The sequence below is a fragment of the Methylophaga thalassica genome (assembly GCF_030159795.1).
In the GTDB taxonomy this organism is placed as follows: domain Bacteria; phylum Pseudomonadota; class Gammaproteobacteria; order Nitrosococcales; family Methylophagaceae; genus Methylophaga; species Methylophaga thalassica.
This window is the reverse complement of sequence record NZ_BSND01000003.1, coordinates 430,157-444,596: the sequence shown is the minus strand read 5'-3', so window position 1 is coordinate 444,596 and position 14,440 is coordinate 430,157. Positions and strand designations below refer to the sequence as shown.

Annotated in this window: 14 protein-coding genes; 2 read left to right on the top strand and 12 right to left on the bottom strand. The window is 43.2% G+C overall.

Annotation, left to right across the window (positions count from 1 at the left end; translation table 11 throughout):
• Nucleotides 1-53: 53 nt before the first annotated feature.
• The 7 genes from QQL60_RS02295 to rpoE form a co-directional block, all read right to left on the bottom strand.
• Nucleotides 54-1,394 (bottom strand): HAMP domain-containing sensor histidine kinase, encoded by a 1,341-nt coding sequence (locus tag QQL60_RS02295; RefSeq protein WP_284722271.1) that lies wholly within the window; start codon nucleotides 1,392-1,394, stop codon nucleotides 54-56.
• Complete coding sequence (locus QQL60_RS02290; protein ID WP_007145695.1) at nucleotides 1,391-2,092, bottom strand: response regulator transcription factor; 702 nt, start codon at nucleotides 2,090-2,092, stop codon at nucleotides 1,391-1,393. Before QQL60_RS02290 ends, QQL60_RS02295 begins: the two co-directional genes overlap by 4 nt.
• A gap of 139 nt (nucleotides 2,093-2,231) precedes the next feature.
• Complete coding sequence (locus tag QQL60_RS02285) at nucleotides 2,232-3,650, bottom strand: DegQ family serine endoprotease (RefSeq protein WP_284722270.1); 1,419 nt, start codon at nucleotides 3,648-3,650, stop codon at nucleotides 2,232-2,234.
• Complete coding sequence (locus tag QQL60_RS02280; protein ID WP_007145697.1) at nucleotides 3,647-4,072, bottom strand: SoxR reducing system RseC family protein; 426 nt, start codon at nucleotides 4,070-4,072, stop codon at nucleotides 3,647-3,649. The genes QQL60_RS02285 and QQL60_RS02280 overlap by 4 nt, the downstream gene beginning before the upstream one ends.
• Entirely contained in the window at nucleotides 4,069-5,055 is a 987-nt protein-coding gene (locus tag QQL60_RS02275) for a MucB/RseB C-terminal domain-containing protein (protein WP_007145698.1), read from the bottom strand. The genes QQL60_RS02280 and QQL60_RS02275 overlap by 4 nt, the downstream gene beginning before the upstream one ends.
• A 6-nt stretch (nucleotides 5,056-5,061) precedes the next feature.
• Nucleotides 5,062-5,622 carry a sigma-E factor negative regulatory protein gene (locus tag QQL60_RS02270; protein WP_273182181.1) on the bottom strand — a complete coding sequence of 187 codons (561 nt, stop codon included), beginning with the start codon at nucleotides 5,620-5,622 and terminating at the stop codon, nucleotides 5,062-5,064.
• Nucleotides 5,619-6,197 (bottom strand): RNA polymerase sigma factor RpoE, encoded by a 579-nt coding sequence (gene rpoE, locus QQL60_RS02265; RefSeq protein WP_007145701.1) that lies wholly within the window; start codon nucleotides 6,195-6,197, stop codon nucleotides 5,619-5,621. Before rpoE ends, QQL60_RS02270 begins: the two co-directional genes overlap by 4 nt.
• 127 nt (nucleotides 6,198-6,324) lie before the next feature.
• On the opposite strand from rpoE, the gene nadB reads away from it, so the two are divergent.
• The gene (gene nadB, locus QQL60_RS02260) at nucleotides 6,325-7,944 is read left to right on the top strand and encodes an L-aspartate oxidase (protein ID WP_007145702.1); all 1,620 of its coding nucleotides are present in this window, start codon (nucleotides 6,325-6,327) and stop codon (nucleotides 7,942-7,944) included.
• On the opposite strand, the gene QQL60_RS02255 is transcribed toward nadB, so the two are convergent.
• A complete protein-coding gene (locus tag QQL60_RS02255; protein WP_284451724.1) occupies nucleotides 7,904-8,332 on the bottom strand; it encodes a protein YgfX in 429 nt (142 codons plus the stop codon). The genes nadB and QQL60_RS02255 overlap by 41 nt on opposite strands.
• 87 nt (nucleotides 8,333-8,419) lie before the next feature.
• Here QQL60_RS02255 and ygfZ point away from each other — a divergent pair, with 87 nt between their 5' ends.
• Entirely contained in the window at nucleotides 8,420-9,361 is a 942-nt protein-coding gene (gene ygfZ / locus QQL60_RS02250) for a CAF17-like 4Fe-4S cluster assembly/insertion protein YgfZ (RefSeq protein ID WP_284722269.1), read from the top strand.
• A gap of 2 nt (nucleotides 9,362-9,363) precedes the next feature.
• On the opposite strand, the gene QQL60_RS02245 is transcribed toward ygfZ, so the two are convergent.
• The 4 genes from QQL60_RS02245 to typA form a co-directional block, all read right to left on the bottom strand.
• Entirely contained in the window at nucleotides 9,364-10,716 is a 1,353-nt protein-coding gene (locus QQL60_RS02245) for a sigma-54-dependent transcriptional regulator (RefSeq protein WP_284722268.1), read from the bottom strand.
• Nucleotides 10,713-12,317: a sensor histidine kinase gene (locus QQL60_RS02240; RefSeq protein ID WP_007145706.1), complete on the bottom strand. Its 1,605-nt coding sequence runs from the start codon at nucleotides 12,315-12,317 to the stop codon at nucleotides 10,713-10,715. Before QQL60_RS02240 ends, QQL60_RS02245 begins: the two co-directional genes overlap by 4 nt.
• Nucleotides 12,314-12,532: a PP0621 family protein gene (locus tag QQL60_RS02235; protein WP_007145707.1), complete on the bottom strand. Its 219-nt coding sequence runs from the start codon at nucleotides 12,530-12,532 to the stop codon at nucleotides 12,314-12,316. The genes QQL60_RS02240 and QQL60_RS02235 overlap by 4 nt, the downstream gene beginning before the upstream one ends.
• Nucleotides 12,533-12,595: 63 nt before the next feature.
• On the bottom strand, nucleotides 12,596-14,425 hold the full coding sequence (typA, locus tag QQL60_RS02230) for a translational GTPase TypA (protein WP_007145708.1): 1,830 nt from the start codon (nucleotides 14,423-14,425) through the stop codon (nucleotides 12,596-12,598).
• Nucleotides 14,426-14,440: the final 15 nt, after the last annotated feature.

The window sequence follows — 14,440 nt, the reverse complement described above, 5'->3', positions numbered from 1 at the left end:
TAATGATTGATGAAGGTAATGAATATGAAATTTACAATTGTTACATTCCGCTACTATCTTGTTGGTAGGGTGATAGTCATTCTTAAACCACCGTTGACTAAATTTTCTGCCACTAGCTGACCACCACACACTTCAATATGACGTTTGGCCAGGCTTAATCCCACCCCAAATCCTCGATGATTCTCTCGACTCGCCTGAGCTAACCTAAAAAACGGTTTGAAAATATCACTTAAGTATTGCTCTGCTACACCCGGTCCAACATCATCAACTTCGACCAGGTAGCTCTGCATAACTGTTTTCACGTTAATCTTAACGGGCTCTTGTTTCGGAGTATGGCTTAGAGCATTTCTGAGGATGTTTTCAAAGGCATGCCCTACTGCCCGGGCACTGCTATTTTCAATAATTGCCTGTTCAGGCATGGTGATAATGAGTTGCCGATCAGGAAACTCAAATCGTGCATCATCGAGAATGCTGTCTATCAAATCGATTAAGTCGAGCGTTTCCTGACGTAAATCCGGTCGTTCATTATCAAGCCATGCCAGAGTGAGAGTATCTTCAACCATGGCACGCATTTGCAGACATTCATAACGAATTCGTTCTATCAGTTGTGGATCGAGATTTTGGTTTTCAGCCCAACTCAAGGCTAACTCAACCCGTGCTAATGGCGTTCTCAACTCATGTGATAAATCAGAAATAAGATGGCGCTGTGTCTGAATCAGTTGACCAATACGCTCAGCCATACCATCAAATGTTTCGCCTAAGGCCGTGATTTCATCTTGACGTTTTGCCAGGCTTTTTCCAACACGAACACTAAAATTGCCATCACTAAATTGTCTGGTGGCTTTTTCTAACTGACTCAATGGTGACATAACATGGCGATAGATAATCACGCTAATTAATGTCATCAGCAATAAAGGCAGTGCGATTTGTAATAATAAACTGGTCTGAAACCAATAGGCACCGGGACGCATCCGATCCGGTAGGGTAATTAAAAAATGTGCTCTTCCATTTGCAATAGGCAAATCCATAATGGGATTTTCTTTGAAGTACAAATGTATTTTCCAGCTAATATCTCGCCCGAGACCAAAGCTTTCCTGAAACGCTTCTGATAAATAACTATTACCTATTGGAGTAACCTGGGAAGTCACCACCGCAGCCCAGGTATGTTCTTTTTCTTCGATCTGTTTTATCCACTGGTCTAATGACTGGATATCATCCGCCAAGTAATACTTCTCAGCTTTTTTTGCATACTCTTTTAATAAGCCCTGATCACGTTCAGCAATAAAACTCATATGCTGTTCTGTGTGTAACATCAATAGGTGTATCAGCCAAAACAGTAATACGGTTCCGATAACTATGGTCGCCACTAACTTCCATAGCAAACGACGCTTCATAATAAAATATATCCTGTCCCGTGAACGGTTTGCAGGTGATCTGCAGGCAGCCCCGCCATGACTAATTTACGTCTGACACGACTCATATGCATATCCAGACTTCTGTCATAACGACTGAATTCTTTTTCTAACACTAAGCGATAAAGTTGGGGCTTACTGAGTGTCTGGTTTGGGTTCTGCATCAAGGTCCAAAGCAGCTTGAACTGGATGGGCGTGAACGGAATAGGCTGGTCAGCAAAAAACACCGTCTGTTTAGATTTATCTAGCTTAATACCATGCCGTGTTAGCTGTTTCTGCTCATCATCAGGACTGGTCTGCGGCAATGATCGTCTCAGAATCGCTTCTATTCTTAATAATAATTCGGTGAAATTAAAAGGCTTAGATAAATAATCATCTGCGCCACTTTTTAATCCCAGAATACGTTCTTCTTCTGCACCATGTGCGGTTAGCATAATGACAGGCGTAACACGGGTTTGCCTCAATGTTCTTAAAACGCTGTAGCCGTCTTTTTCAGGCAGTGAGACATCCAATAAAATCAAATCCAATGGAAGGCTAATTGCCTTTGTCAGCCCCTCATTACCATCGTATGCAGTAATAGTAGAAAAGCCAGCATTTTCAAGTAATTGATTTAGTTGCTTGTTTAAGGTGGGGTCATCTTCAACAATAAGGACTTTTGCTGACATGGTGAGTTTGTTCATCCTTGCACATATTATAAATACTAATGATTCGCATTTATAATATTACCAGATAACAATATATAAAAATCAAATATCCTGATAAAAAAAGAGCCGTTGATTTTCATCAACGGCTCTTTTTAACTTCAGTTATGTGAGAATGTTACTCTTTAATTTCTATCGCCAGAAATTGAGCAGAGCCTCCACGCTGTACTAATACAGGGATAGGTTTATTGGCAGGAAGCTTTTTCGCCACCTCAATAAACTGATGAGGATCTTCAATCTCAGTATTGTTAAGGCTCAGAATAATATCTCCAGGTCTGATACCCGCCTTAATGGCTGGACCTTGCTCAACTTTCATGACCATAACACCACCTTTTTCAACTTCGAACTGCTTACGCTGTTCTGGAGTGATATCCGCCACTTCCATTGATAAACGGTCATCAACAAATCGGCCAGGTTTAGTGCTGTTGCTTGTCAATGCCTCATCTTTTGGTAACTCTTCAATCGTCACTTTAAGCGTTGTATGCTTGTTATTCCGCATGACTTCAACATCAACTTCTTTGCCTACTTTTGTTCTACCTACGATAGGAGGTAAATCAGAAGATGTTTCCACTTCTTTACCATCAAATTTCAAAATAACATCACCCGTTTTAAATCCTGCACGAACTGCCGGGCTGTCATCAACAACACGAGAAATCAGCGCACCACTTGGTTTTGATAAACCAAATGACTCGGCTAGTTCACGCGTCACATCTTGAATAACTACACCTAACCAGCCACGACTGACATAACCCTGTGATTTAATTTGTTCTACGACGTTCATGACAGTATCAATTGGGATTGCAAACGATACGCCCATAAATCCACCTGTACGGCTGTAAATCTGTGAATTTATGCCAATAACTTCACCATCAAGATTAAACAATGGGCCACCTGAGTTACCCGGATTGATCGCGACATCTGTTTGAATGAACGGCACATAACTGTCGCTTGGCAAACTTCTGCCCAGCGCACTGATAATGCCAGCAGTAGCAGAGTAATCAAAGCCAAAAGGTGAACCAATGGCTAATACCCATTCACCTACTTTGAGATTGTCTGAATCCCCAAGTTTGACTGTTTTCAGGTTCTTCGCATCCACTTTCAATAGCGCGACATCACTGCGTTCGTCACTACCCAATACTTTAGCTTCTAACTCAGTACGATCACTGAAACGAACGATAATTTCATCAGCATCTTTAATCACATGGTGATTAGTCAGAATGTAACCATCGGATGAGATAACAAAACCTGAGCCTAAAGACTCACTTTCACGGGGAATAGGAGCGCCACCACCTTGACCCTCAAAAAACTTTTTAAAAAAATCATCAATTCCCGAACCTTCCGGCAAATCCAGGCCACGAGGCAACATCGATGTTGGTGTTTCTTCCGTTTTATTGTGAGTTCGGATATTGACAACAGCATCACCATTATCGGCGACGAGTTCAGTAAAATCAGGTAATGAACGGGCTTGGACACTAAAACTCAGCATTAGCCAAGCAAACAGCATTGTTAAAGCCGCCCAATTTTTGTTTACTCTCATTTGAAGTCCTCATTTGGTTTGACATTGATACCAGCATCATGATGACTCATACGATGTTTGACCCACACAAAACCGGTAATCAGACCTAATAGACCAGACACAATTTGTAGCAGTTCCCCACCACCAGCTAAACGCACGATAATTGATGTAAAAAAAAGTAAAATAAGCGGCAGCATGTACATAAGAAAAGCACCTGAAAGTAATGCTTCTTCAGGAATAGACACGGTGACTTCCTGTCCAACTTCCAGTGTGCCTTCATCTTTTACAGCGATGCGTGAGAATTTTTTTCCTACATGTTTTGCAAGCAAGCCAGTGCCACAGCCTTTACGAGCCGCACATTGACCACAAGTGGACTGTCTTTCAGCTTCGACCCAGACTAAATGGTCGTGACGACTGATAACTGTCGCTTTCTGCTCAATCATTCCTGATCAACCGGCGTGAAAGCGATTGCACTGCCAATTTTCTCAACGGTGACTGCTGGTACTTCGCCAACCACTGTCACAAAGTGAGCATTCATAATCGTACCGAAAGCATTGATTCCACCCACATGAGAAGCACCATGCAAATGGTTATGTTTGGCCCGGATTTTTTCAATAAACACAGATACAGAGCTTAGACCATCGCTATAGACTCTCTGCTCGACATCGGCACCGTTATTGGCTCTCAAGCGAGTTTGTAATGCAACTAATGCAAAGCCATCTGGCAACCAATTAACTTGCCATTCGAATTCATGACTATGTTTATCTATATCAATGGGATTCTCTGGTTCTGTTTTGTGCCAGACCATATCATCGTCAGCCAGCAACGATTTAAACTTGTAGTCAGGAATCGGCTCGCCTGTACTCACCGATGAAAATGAAAATGTTTCCAATACATCGCCATCCTGACCGATAAGTTCAGACTTTAAAAGAAGGTATGTCTCAGCATCGACCCACAAGTGATAGCCATAGCGATAATTATCGATAGGCGTAATCAGTAATTGATAAGCTTCTTTGCCGGCGATACGACTTTTACCACCCATTTCAACTTCATAATAAGGTGCAGCTGAGCTGAATCGACGAGGCAAGTCACTTGGGAACCCTCTTCCTAAGGGACGTCGGCTAATATTGACCTGCTTACCATCAGGGTTAATACAGGTCACCATATCATTATTGCGAATGACTTCCCTGGCAGCACCATTTAGAGAAATCATTCTTTCCAGTTCACCATTCTCATCTGCGCGATGAAAAATGCGTATCGACTGTAAATTTCTACCAGACTGATAATTAAACACGCCTTCATAGGTTAATGTTTTTGCCGCTGAAGTCATTTTCTCAAGAATTTGCATTGCTTCAGGATCATCAGCATGTGCAGTTGCTGAGAATGATACAAATGTGACGACTAACAGGTGGAGCAAAAAACGCATTAGCGACTACTCCTCACCGTATGAAACAACTCTGGCGTAAGAGAATAAACCTGAAGCACCGGCATATTCGTTATGATCAACTAAATAATCATTCAGACGATCTTCAACTTCTGACTCACCCACTGTCCAGCGGTTTGAATCAGCAACCGTAGTTTGCTGCTGCATAGGTTCAGATTGCGCCATATTCGTCGTTGGCATAACCGTCTGTGGTTGTGACATCAAGCCGACTACAGCCAGTGCGCCAATAGAAGCAGCAGCAGCTAAACCAGCCGTTTGCTTCCAGAACCAGTCAGGTAATGCAAACACTTTTGCTGTGTGTCTGTCTTCTGTTGGTTTAACATCTAAACCCGGCTCGTTAGATAAGGCCTGCTGTATTCTGTCAGTTAAATCAATTTGTTTATGTTCGGTCACATAACCATGTAATAAATCACTTGAGAATTGATATCTCATATAATCTTGTTTGGCACTGTCGTCTGATTTCATCAATGCCAGTAACTCATCAAGCTCTTGCTCATTAAGTTCGCCATCAACAAACGCTGACAATAATTCTTGTTGCTTGATTGTCATAGTTCCTCTCCACCCATAACTGCTTTGACCTGTTTATCTATTGCCTCTCTGGCGCGAAATATACGCGACCTGACGGTCCCAATTGGACAATCCATTGCCTGTGCAATTTCCTCATAGCTCAGACCTTCAAACTCCCGCAGTTTGATTGCCGTTGCCGTATCTTCTGGCAATTCCTGAATAGCGTCATGAATTGCCTGCTGTAAGTCGTCGCTCATTAGACTACTTTCAGGTGTCTCAAATTCCTTCAATTCCGGCGCATCGTAATAAATTGTTGCATCCATAGCATCAACATCACTGACAGGTGGTCTTCTGGACGCCGCTGTCAGATAGTTTTTTGATGTATTAATCGCAATACGATACAGCCATGTATAGAAAGCACTATCACCCCTAAAGCCTGGCAAAGCGCGATAGGCTTTAATAAACGCTTCTTGCGCTACATCCATCGCTTCAACAGGATCATGAACAAACCCTGTAATGACGTGAATGATTCTTTGCTGATATTTCATAATCAGCAAATCAAACGCCTTTTTATCACCTGCTTGTACGCGCCGTACTAGCTCTTGATCCACATTCATCCTATCATCCGGCTTGAGTCGACACGTCTATCACTTCTTTAAATTTAGCTTGATTGACCATGTCGATTTAACTTTGTTCCACATTAAGTGCAAAATAAACATTCCTATTGTACCTGTATAGAGCCTTATGACCACAACGCATCATTACGATATTTTAATTATTGGCAGTGGCACCGCCGGACTCACTCTCGCTTTACACATGGCCGATGATGTCAAAGTCGCTGTAATTTCCAAGGGTCAACTTGAAGAAGGCGCATCTTTATACGCTCAGGGAGGCATCTCCGTAGTCCTTGATAAAACAGACTCCATTCAGTCCCATATCGACGATACTCTCAGGGCCGGTGCGGGATTATGTAGCGAAAAAGCTGTTCGATTTACCGTCGAACACGCCCGGGAAAATATTGAATGGTTAATCAAACAGGGTGTGACATTTACGCGGGACGGAATAACATCAGAAACCTATCATTTAACGCAAGAAGGCGGTCACAGTCACCGACGAATTATTCACTCTGCAGATGCCACAGGTAGAGAAGTAGAAACTACGTTGCTCGATAAAGCCAAAGCACACCCAAATATAGAACTACTTCCCTATCATATTGGTATTGACCTCATCAGCAGTAGCAAACAGCTAGGTGAAAAAGAAAACCGTATCCTGGGTTGTTATGTACTCGATATCAAAAAAGATGAAGCCAAAACACTGTTAGCCCCCATAACAGTTCTGGCCACTGGTGGTGCAGGAAAAGTCTATCTTTACACCAGTAATCCAGACGTATCGACAGGTGATGGTATTGCCATGGGATGGCGCGCAGGTTGTCGCATTGCGAATATGGAATTTATTCAATTCCATCCCACTTGCCTGTTTCACCCACAGGCGAAATCATTTCTAATCAGTGAAGCACTGCGCGGAGAAGGGGCCAAACTGGTGTTAGCCAATGGTGAACGTTTTATGGAACGTTTTCATCCCCAGGCTGAATTAGCACCAAGAGATGTCGTCGCGCGCGCGATTGACCATGAAATGAAACGTACCGGACATGACTGTGTCTATCTTGATATTTCACACAAACCCGCGGCGTTTATAAAAGAACACTTCCCCACCATTTATCGACGCTGTTTACAGTTTGGTATTGATATCACCAAACAAGCTATCCCTGTCGTTCCTGCAGCGCACTATACCTGTGGTGGCATCATGACTGATTTAAATGGTAAAACCGATGTACCAGGTTTGTATGCCATTGGTGAGACAGCCCATACTGGACTGCACGGCGCCAACCGCATGGCCAGTAATTCATTATTGGAATGTCTGGTGTTTGCCAAATCAGCAGCGGACGATATCAAAAAACAATTACCACTAACGACTTCGGCAATAGTCCCGCAGTGGGATGCCAGCCAGGTTTATCCTGCCAAAGAAGCCGTAGCAATCAGTCACAACTGGGATGAGTTACGGCGTGTTATGTGGAACTATGTCGGTATCGTTCGGAAAACAGATCGTCTGCTCCGAGCCCGACAACGGTTGCAAGTACTCCAGGCTGAAATTCGTGACTATTACAGCAAACATCATATTAGTGCTGACTTGCTTGAGTTACGAAATCTGGCGGATGTGGCCGAACTGATTATTGAATCTGCATTAAGACGGAAAGAAAGTCGCGGACTGCACTATATTCTGGATTATCCTGAAACAGATAATAGTCAGCCAGCCACTGAAACGATCATTCTGCCCAAACATCAGGATCACGAAGCTGTGCCCTGAGCCTTCGCCAGTCTTGTTTATCAACGGCATCTATCGGGATCATTAAACTGTGACTTTGCCACCAATGTCGTGTTCTGAAATAGATGAACATGACATACGGGAATTGGATGCTTGATTTCAATTTAAAAGGGCCGGATACAGCCCCTGTTTCGTCTCTTAAGAACCAATTTTTTTCCCGATTCATACTGACTTCTATTAATGAATTCTTGGCATCACTGGCAGTATATCGGCGATACCACTGTATAAATCCTGCACAAACCAAAACAGTCAAGAACAGTACCAGCAGCCTATTGTTGTCCATGCTCCATAACAACAAAATGATAGCTAAGATATGCAGCGAAACCATATACACAAATAAACCACGTGACTTAGTGATCGTGACTTTCATTCTTGAATGTCCTTTGTTTTCATCCCTGTTTTAGCACCGCTTATACAGTTAGAATAAAACCTGTTAATAATAAATCGCAATACAACTATGAATGTTCAAACGCTTTTACAAAGCCCCCCTACAGTAAACTATCTTAATGAGATAAATGACACGACCTCCCCTGTGGCTATCGCTCTGCCCAGTTTCAGCGTGATTGAGGTTGCAGGCGAGGAAGCAGAAAGTTTTTTACAAAACTTACTCACTAATGATATCCGCACCTTGAAGGCTAATACTGCTCAGCTAAGTGGTTTTTGTAACCCTAAAGGACGTTTATTAAGTCTGTTTTATGTCATCAAACGAGAACAGGACTTTTTATTAGTGCTTGCTGCAGATTTAGCTGAAAGCATTACTCAACGTTTAAATATGTTCAAACTACGAAGCAAAGTCGATATTACTGTTAGCCCTGAACTCAAGGTCATGGGGTATCTTAGCCAAGCGCCGTTGACCAATCAGGCGACAGATTTCTGGTCAGGTGTTTCACTGAATCGCGAATTAACGATTTATCTGCCAGGTCATCTACATCGTTATTTAGTTATTAGCGCTGGCGAAACAACTATCAAGGAAGAAAGCCAGGTTGGTGCAGAAAATCTCTGGGCCAGTGCGGATATAGAGGCCGGATTGCCCATGGTTTATTTGCAAAGCAAAGAGCAGTTCACACCACAGCAGTTAAATCTCGATATCGTGGGTGGCGTTAGTTTCAAAAAAGGCTGCTATCCAGGACAGGAAGTGGTCGCCAGGCTGCATTATCTTGGCAAACCGAGTCGTCGTTTATTCCTTGCTCAGTTGAAAACGGTAGACATACCTGAGCCGAACCTTGAAGTAGCTGATGAATCAGGTGAAGTGGCCGGCCATGTCGTACGGGCAGCCATGCTCGACTCAGGCACGCTTATTTGCCAATTAAGTTTAAAATTAACTGCCAAGGATAAAAAATTATTTATTAATAATAACGAAGTATCTGGACTAACCGCTTTAGTTGAAGACGAGGAATAAATCTAATCCAATGCCAGTTTTTTTAGTTTATAGCGTAAAGAACGGAAACTAATGCCAAGCTTTTTTGCAGCGGCCGTCTTATTCCAACGCGTTGACTCCAGCGCATCAACAATAAGCTGCCGCTCCTGATCTTCCAGTTGTGATTCTAGGTCAACTTTATCTGCTGTTAGACTAAAGCCGGACTCATCCGCTGATAGACTATTTAGAGGTGCTTCAGGCAACATTAAATCTGCTTCGTGAATAACCGAGCCATCAGACCATGTCATCGCCCTTTCCAGGATATTTTCAAGTTCGCGTACATTGCCAGGGAAGGCATATTCACGTAAGGCACTAATGGCATCCTCACCAATCACTGGTTTTAGCTCACCACTTTTAGCCGCAAGCTGCACAAGAATATGCTCGACTAACAGAGGAATATCCGCTTTACGTTGTCTGAGCGGTGGCACTGAAAGTTCAATAACGTTCAAACGGTAAAACAAGTCTTCACGGAAACTACCTTGTTTTACACATTCCGCCAGATTTTTATGGGTTGCCGACAATATTCGAACGTCAACGCTAATTTCTTCATTGCCACCAACAGGTCTAATGGCTTTTTCCTGAATCGCTCTTAGTAACTTCACCTGCATCATTAATGGCAAATCCGCGACTTCATCCAGAAACAACGTACCGCCGTTAGCCGCCTGAAATAAACCCTGTTTATCAGCAACAGCGCCCGTAAAAGCGCCTTTTTTATGTCCAAAAAACTCACTTTCCACTAATTCTGCCGGTATAGCACCGCAATTAATCGGCACAAAAGCCTCATCAGAACGACTGCCTAACTCATGAATTAAACGTGCGACAAGCTCTTTGCCTGTACCAGACTCCCCCGTGATATAAACAGGTGCCTGACTGCGAGCTAATTTACTGATTTTATTTCTCAAAGAGCGAATAACATCGGTATCGCCGAGTAATTTATCCCTCGAACGTCGCTCTTTTACATCTGACTTTAATGGAGATAAATTTAATGCTGAGTTCACTAAATCACGTAAGACTTTAAGCTTAAGTGGTTTTGATACAAAATCGAAGGCGCCTGATTTAAGGGCTTCAACAGCCAGATCAATATTACCGTGCGCAGTGATAACCGCCACGGGACAATTTGGATAAGTTTTTTGAATAGTGCGGACAATATCCAAACCGTTACCATCAGGTAATCGCATATCAGTAAAACAAAGATCAAAAGATTGTTGTTTTAATGCCTGATTGGCTTGGGCAACACTCTCGGCCGTTACACAATCAATCGACATACCTGACAATGTCATTGTTAACAGTTCAAGGATATCGGGTTCATCATCTATGACTAACGCTTGTCTGTTCATTGCTTAACTATTTCCTGCCATTCGCTTGGAAAGCTTATACGGAAAAACCCCTTATTCAACTCATCGCGAATATAATTCAAACGCGCTCCGTTTGCTTGACACAATTCTCGAGCCAGATACAAGCCCAGTCCAGTGCCTCCCTGTCTGGCTGAATGGAATGGCTCAAATAAATGTGTCTGCACATCCTCAGGCACACCTGGACCATTATCTACAATATCCAGGCAGACCTGTTTATTTTGCTGCTCAACGACGACCTTAATACACGGTTTTATCTTCTGGTTTGCATGAAACCAGGCATTATCCATCAGATTCCAGATAACTTGATGTAATTGCTCAGGATCCATTGCGATATGGATATCAGAAGTACTTATCTGCAATGAAATATCTTCCTCATCCGCTTGTTTTATATCAGAAAACTCACGAATAAACTTCGACAACCATACATTTAAAACCAGCATCGATGGTTCCGCTGTTTTTCTACGACTCATTTGCAAGATGGTCTCAATAATATTATTCACCCGCTGTGTGTGCTTCAAAATAATTGAAGTCAGCTTTGTCATCATGTGATCTGCGGCATATTGCTCTGCAAGCAGCTCACCTGCATGACTGATCGCCCCCAGAGGATTGCGGATTTCGTGTGCAATGCTTGCGGTTAAACGCCCCAGTGAAGCTAATTTAAGTTGTTGCGCCTGTTGTGCCAAAGCAGATGTATTTTCAATGTAAATAAGGATTTCACCACTATCAAGCTGAGTCGCGGATGATTGAACTTCTGGCAGGTCAGCGCGCGCCTGAAAAGGTAGGAAGGCATTTGGACTATGCTGTTGCCATAACCACACCTGCTCTCCCAACTCAGGGACGTTTTCACGTAAATTAAATCCTGAATTATTATCTGGAATACCCAATAATTGCCTGGCAGAAGCATTAAGCATCGTCACATTACCCTGACTATCTAAAGCCAATACACCAGTATGCATTTGGCTAATAATGTGCTGATTTAAGACCGCCAGGTTTTCTACATCTCTGGCTCGCTCTTCCGCAAGCACCTGTGATGTTTGTAATTTTTTGGATAACCACTGTGCCAGCCAGGCTGTCACAAAAAAGGTCGCCCCCAATATCCCAGCCTGACTGTATTTTGTCACCCCATCGCCAGCTATTTGTGAATAACTGACTTCCAGCAGCACCGCTAAAGTTGCCAGAGCAGCAATAAAGGCAGCCAGGCGACCTGGCATCAGCGCACCACCAGCCACTACCACAACTAACATCAGTGAGCCTAATCCCGTATGCAAACCGCCACTGGCATGAATAATAACGATGAGGGCAATGATATCTATCACTGCCTGCAGCCTTATCTGCGTCTGAACCTCTCTCCAGTGCCTTAACGTTAAAATGAGCAATACAAATGCAGACAGAAAATAAGCAAGGCTAACAAAGCTATATAAGCGAGGATCCGCTTCCCCCAAAAACTCGGGTGGAAGCCTCAAATAAAAAACCAGGAAGAGAACGGTAGCGAGAAATAAACGGTAGCTGGCAAAAACGGTTAACGCGCGCCAGGTAGCAGGATCCTGATAATACGACTTATAAGAATCGGGCACTGAACTCATTTCGACTCGTTAAAAGCCTCTAGATGTTGCGTAGAACAAAAATAATGGTGGTTTTGTTGTATTGCTTCATGCTCAGAGACATGTAAACCACACTGTTCACAACGTACCATTTTTTCCATTCTGGCTTGTTCATCTTCTATTTTTGCCTTGCGCAGCAAATGAGTGATGATGATATAAAGCAATAAACCAATGGCAATTAAAATAAGAATTCGCATTTTTCACCTCAAAAAAAAGGGTATCGACATAGGATACCCTTTTTCTTTTATTTTTAGTGACGTCTAGCCACGAGAAGCACGTTTACGCTCATGCTCCAGCAAGAATTTCTTACGAACACGGATAGCTTTTGGCGTGACTTCAAGTAACTCATCATCGCCAATAAACTCTAGCGCCTGTTCCAGACTCATTCGGATAGGTGGTACTAAAGTGACCGCTTCATCAGAGCCTGATGCACGCATATTGGTTAATTGTTTACCTTTAAGCGGGTTAACAACCAAGTCATTATCACGTGAATGAATACCGATGACCATACCTTCGTAGACTTCGTCACCATGGCCGATAAACATACGTCCACGGTCTTGTAAGTTGAAGATAGCAAATGCCACTGCTTTACCCACACCGTTTGCTATCAACACACCATTAATACGCTTACCAAAGCTACCGGCTTTCATTGGAGCATAATGATCAAAGACACTGTAAATCAAGCCAGTACCCTGTGTAGCTGTCAGGAACTCGGTACGGAAGCCAATCAAGCCACGTGAAGGAATAATAAAATCAAGGCGAACACGGCCTTTACCATCTGGCACCATGTTTTTCAGGTCAGCACCACGCTCACCCATTTTTTCCATCACTGTACCCTGATGCTCTTCTTCGATATCAATGGTTACAGATTCGAACGGTTCTTCTTTCACACCATCGACTTCGCGGATAATCACTTCCGGACGTGATACACCCAGTTCGAAACCTTCACGACGCATGTTTTCAATCAGAACTGACAGATGTAACTCACCACGGCCAGAAACTTTGAACTTATCTGGATCAGTAGGTACTTGTTCCACACGTAATGCCACGTTATGAATCAATTCACGATCAAGACGTTCTTTGATTTGACGAGTGGTAATAAACTTACCGTCTTTACCGGCAAACGGCGAGTTATTGACCTGGAAGGTCATCGTCACTGTTGGTTCGTCAACAGAAAGTGGTGGCAAAGCTTCTACAGCACTTGGATCACATAATGTGTCAGAAATATTTAATGGGTCTAGACCGGTAAAGGCAATAATATCGCCCGCTTGCGCTTCAGCAACTTCTTCACGTTGTAGGCCTAAAAAGCCCATGACCTGTTGTACACGACCGTTACGTTTTTTACCTTCACGATCAACAACCGTGACAGGTGTATTGGTTTTAACGCGACCACGTTCGATACGGCCAACACCGATAACACCGACGTAGCTGTTATAGTCCAGTGACGACACCTGCATACGGAAAGGACCATCTGCGTCCACATCCGGATGACTCACTCTATCCACGATCAATTCGAAAAGTGGTGTCATATCACCACCACGAACGGTATCTTCCATACCAGCAAAACCATTTAAGCCTGACGCATAAATGACATCAAAATCGAGCTGTGCATCTGTGGCATCCAGATTAACGAACAAATCAAAGGTTTGATCCAAGACCCAATCCGGACGAGCAGAAGGTTTATCAATTTTGTTGATAACCACAATCGGTTTTAAGCCTAGCGCTAATGCTTTTTGTGTAACGAAACGCGTTTGTGGCATCGGACCTTCTGAAGAGTCAACCAGCAGCAATACTGAGTCAACCATCGAAAGAACACGTTCCACTTCACCACCGAAGTCAGCATGGCCTGGGGTATCGACGATATTGATATGATAGTCGTTCCAGCGAATCGCCGTGTTTTTCGACAGGATAGTAATACCGCGCTCACGTTCCAGATCATTAGAGTCCATCACGCGCTCGGTTAATTCTTCGTGTTCACCGAAAGTGCCAGACTGACGAAGAAGTTGATCCACCAAGGTTGTTTTACCGTGGTCAACGTGGGCAATAATGGCTATATTGCGGAGCTTAGAAATATCTCGTTTGTTTGTCATTGTTTGAATTCTGTA

Bases quoted from the DNA above. Each gene is read 5' to 3' on its own strand.
- QQL60_RS02295 (WP_284722271.1), bottom strand. From the start codon at position 1,394: ATGAAGCGTCGTTTGCTATGGAAGTTAGTGGCGACCATAGTTATCGGA.
- QQL60_RS02290 (WP_007145695.1), bottom strand. From the start codon at position 2,092: ATGAACAAACTCACCATGTCAGCAAAAGTCCTTATTGTTGAAGATGAC.
- QQL60_RS02285 (WP_284722270.1), bottom strand. From the start codon at position 3,650: ATGAGAGTAAACAAAAATTGGGCGGCTTTAACAATGCTGTTTGCTTGG.
- QQL60_RS02280 (WP_007145697.1), bottom strand. From the start codon at position 4,072: ATGATTGAGCAGAAAGCGACAGTTATCAGTCGTCACGACCATTTAGTC.
- QQL60_RS02275 (WP_007145698.1), bottom strand. From the start codon at position 5,055: ATGCGTTTTTTGCTCCACCTGTTAGTCGTCACATTTGTATCATTCTCA.
- QQL60_RS02270 (WP_273182181.1), bottom strand. From the start codon at position 5,622: ATGACAATCAAGCAACAAGAATTATTGTCAGCGTTTGTTGATGGCGAA.
- rpoE (WP_007145701.1), bottom strand. From the start codon at position 6,197: ATGAATGTGGATCAAGAGCTAGTACGGCGCGTACAAGCAGGTGATAAA.
- nadB (WP_007145702.1), top strand. From the start codon at position 6,325: ATGACCACAACGCATCATTACGATATTTTAATTATTGGCAGTGGCACC.
- QQL60_RS02255 (WP_284451724.1), bottom strand. From the start codon at position 8,332: ATGAAAGTCACGATCACTAAGTCACGTGGTTTATTTGTGTATATGGTT.
- ygfZ (WP_284722269.1), top strand. From the start codon at position 8,420: ATGAATGTTCAAACGCTTTTACAAAGCCCCCCTACAGTAAACTATCTT.
- QQL60_RS02245 (WP_284722268.1), bottom strand. From the start codon at position 10,716: ATGAACAGACAAGCGTTAGTCATAGATGATGAACCCGATATCCTTGAA.
- QQL60_RS02240 (WP_007145706.1), bottom strand. From the start codon at position 12,317: ATGAGTTCAGTGCCCGATTCTTATAAGTCGTATTATCAGGATCCTGCT.
- QQL60_RS02235 (WP_007145707.1), bottom strand. From the start codon at position 12,532: ATGCGAATTCTTATTTTAATTGCCATTGGTTTATTGCTTTATATCATC.
- typA (WP_007145708.1), bottom strand. From the start codon at position 14,425: ATGACAAACAAACGAGATATTTCTAAGCTCCGCAATATAGCCATTATT.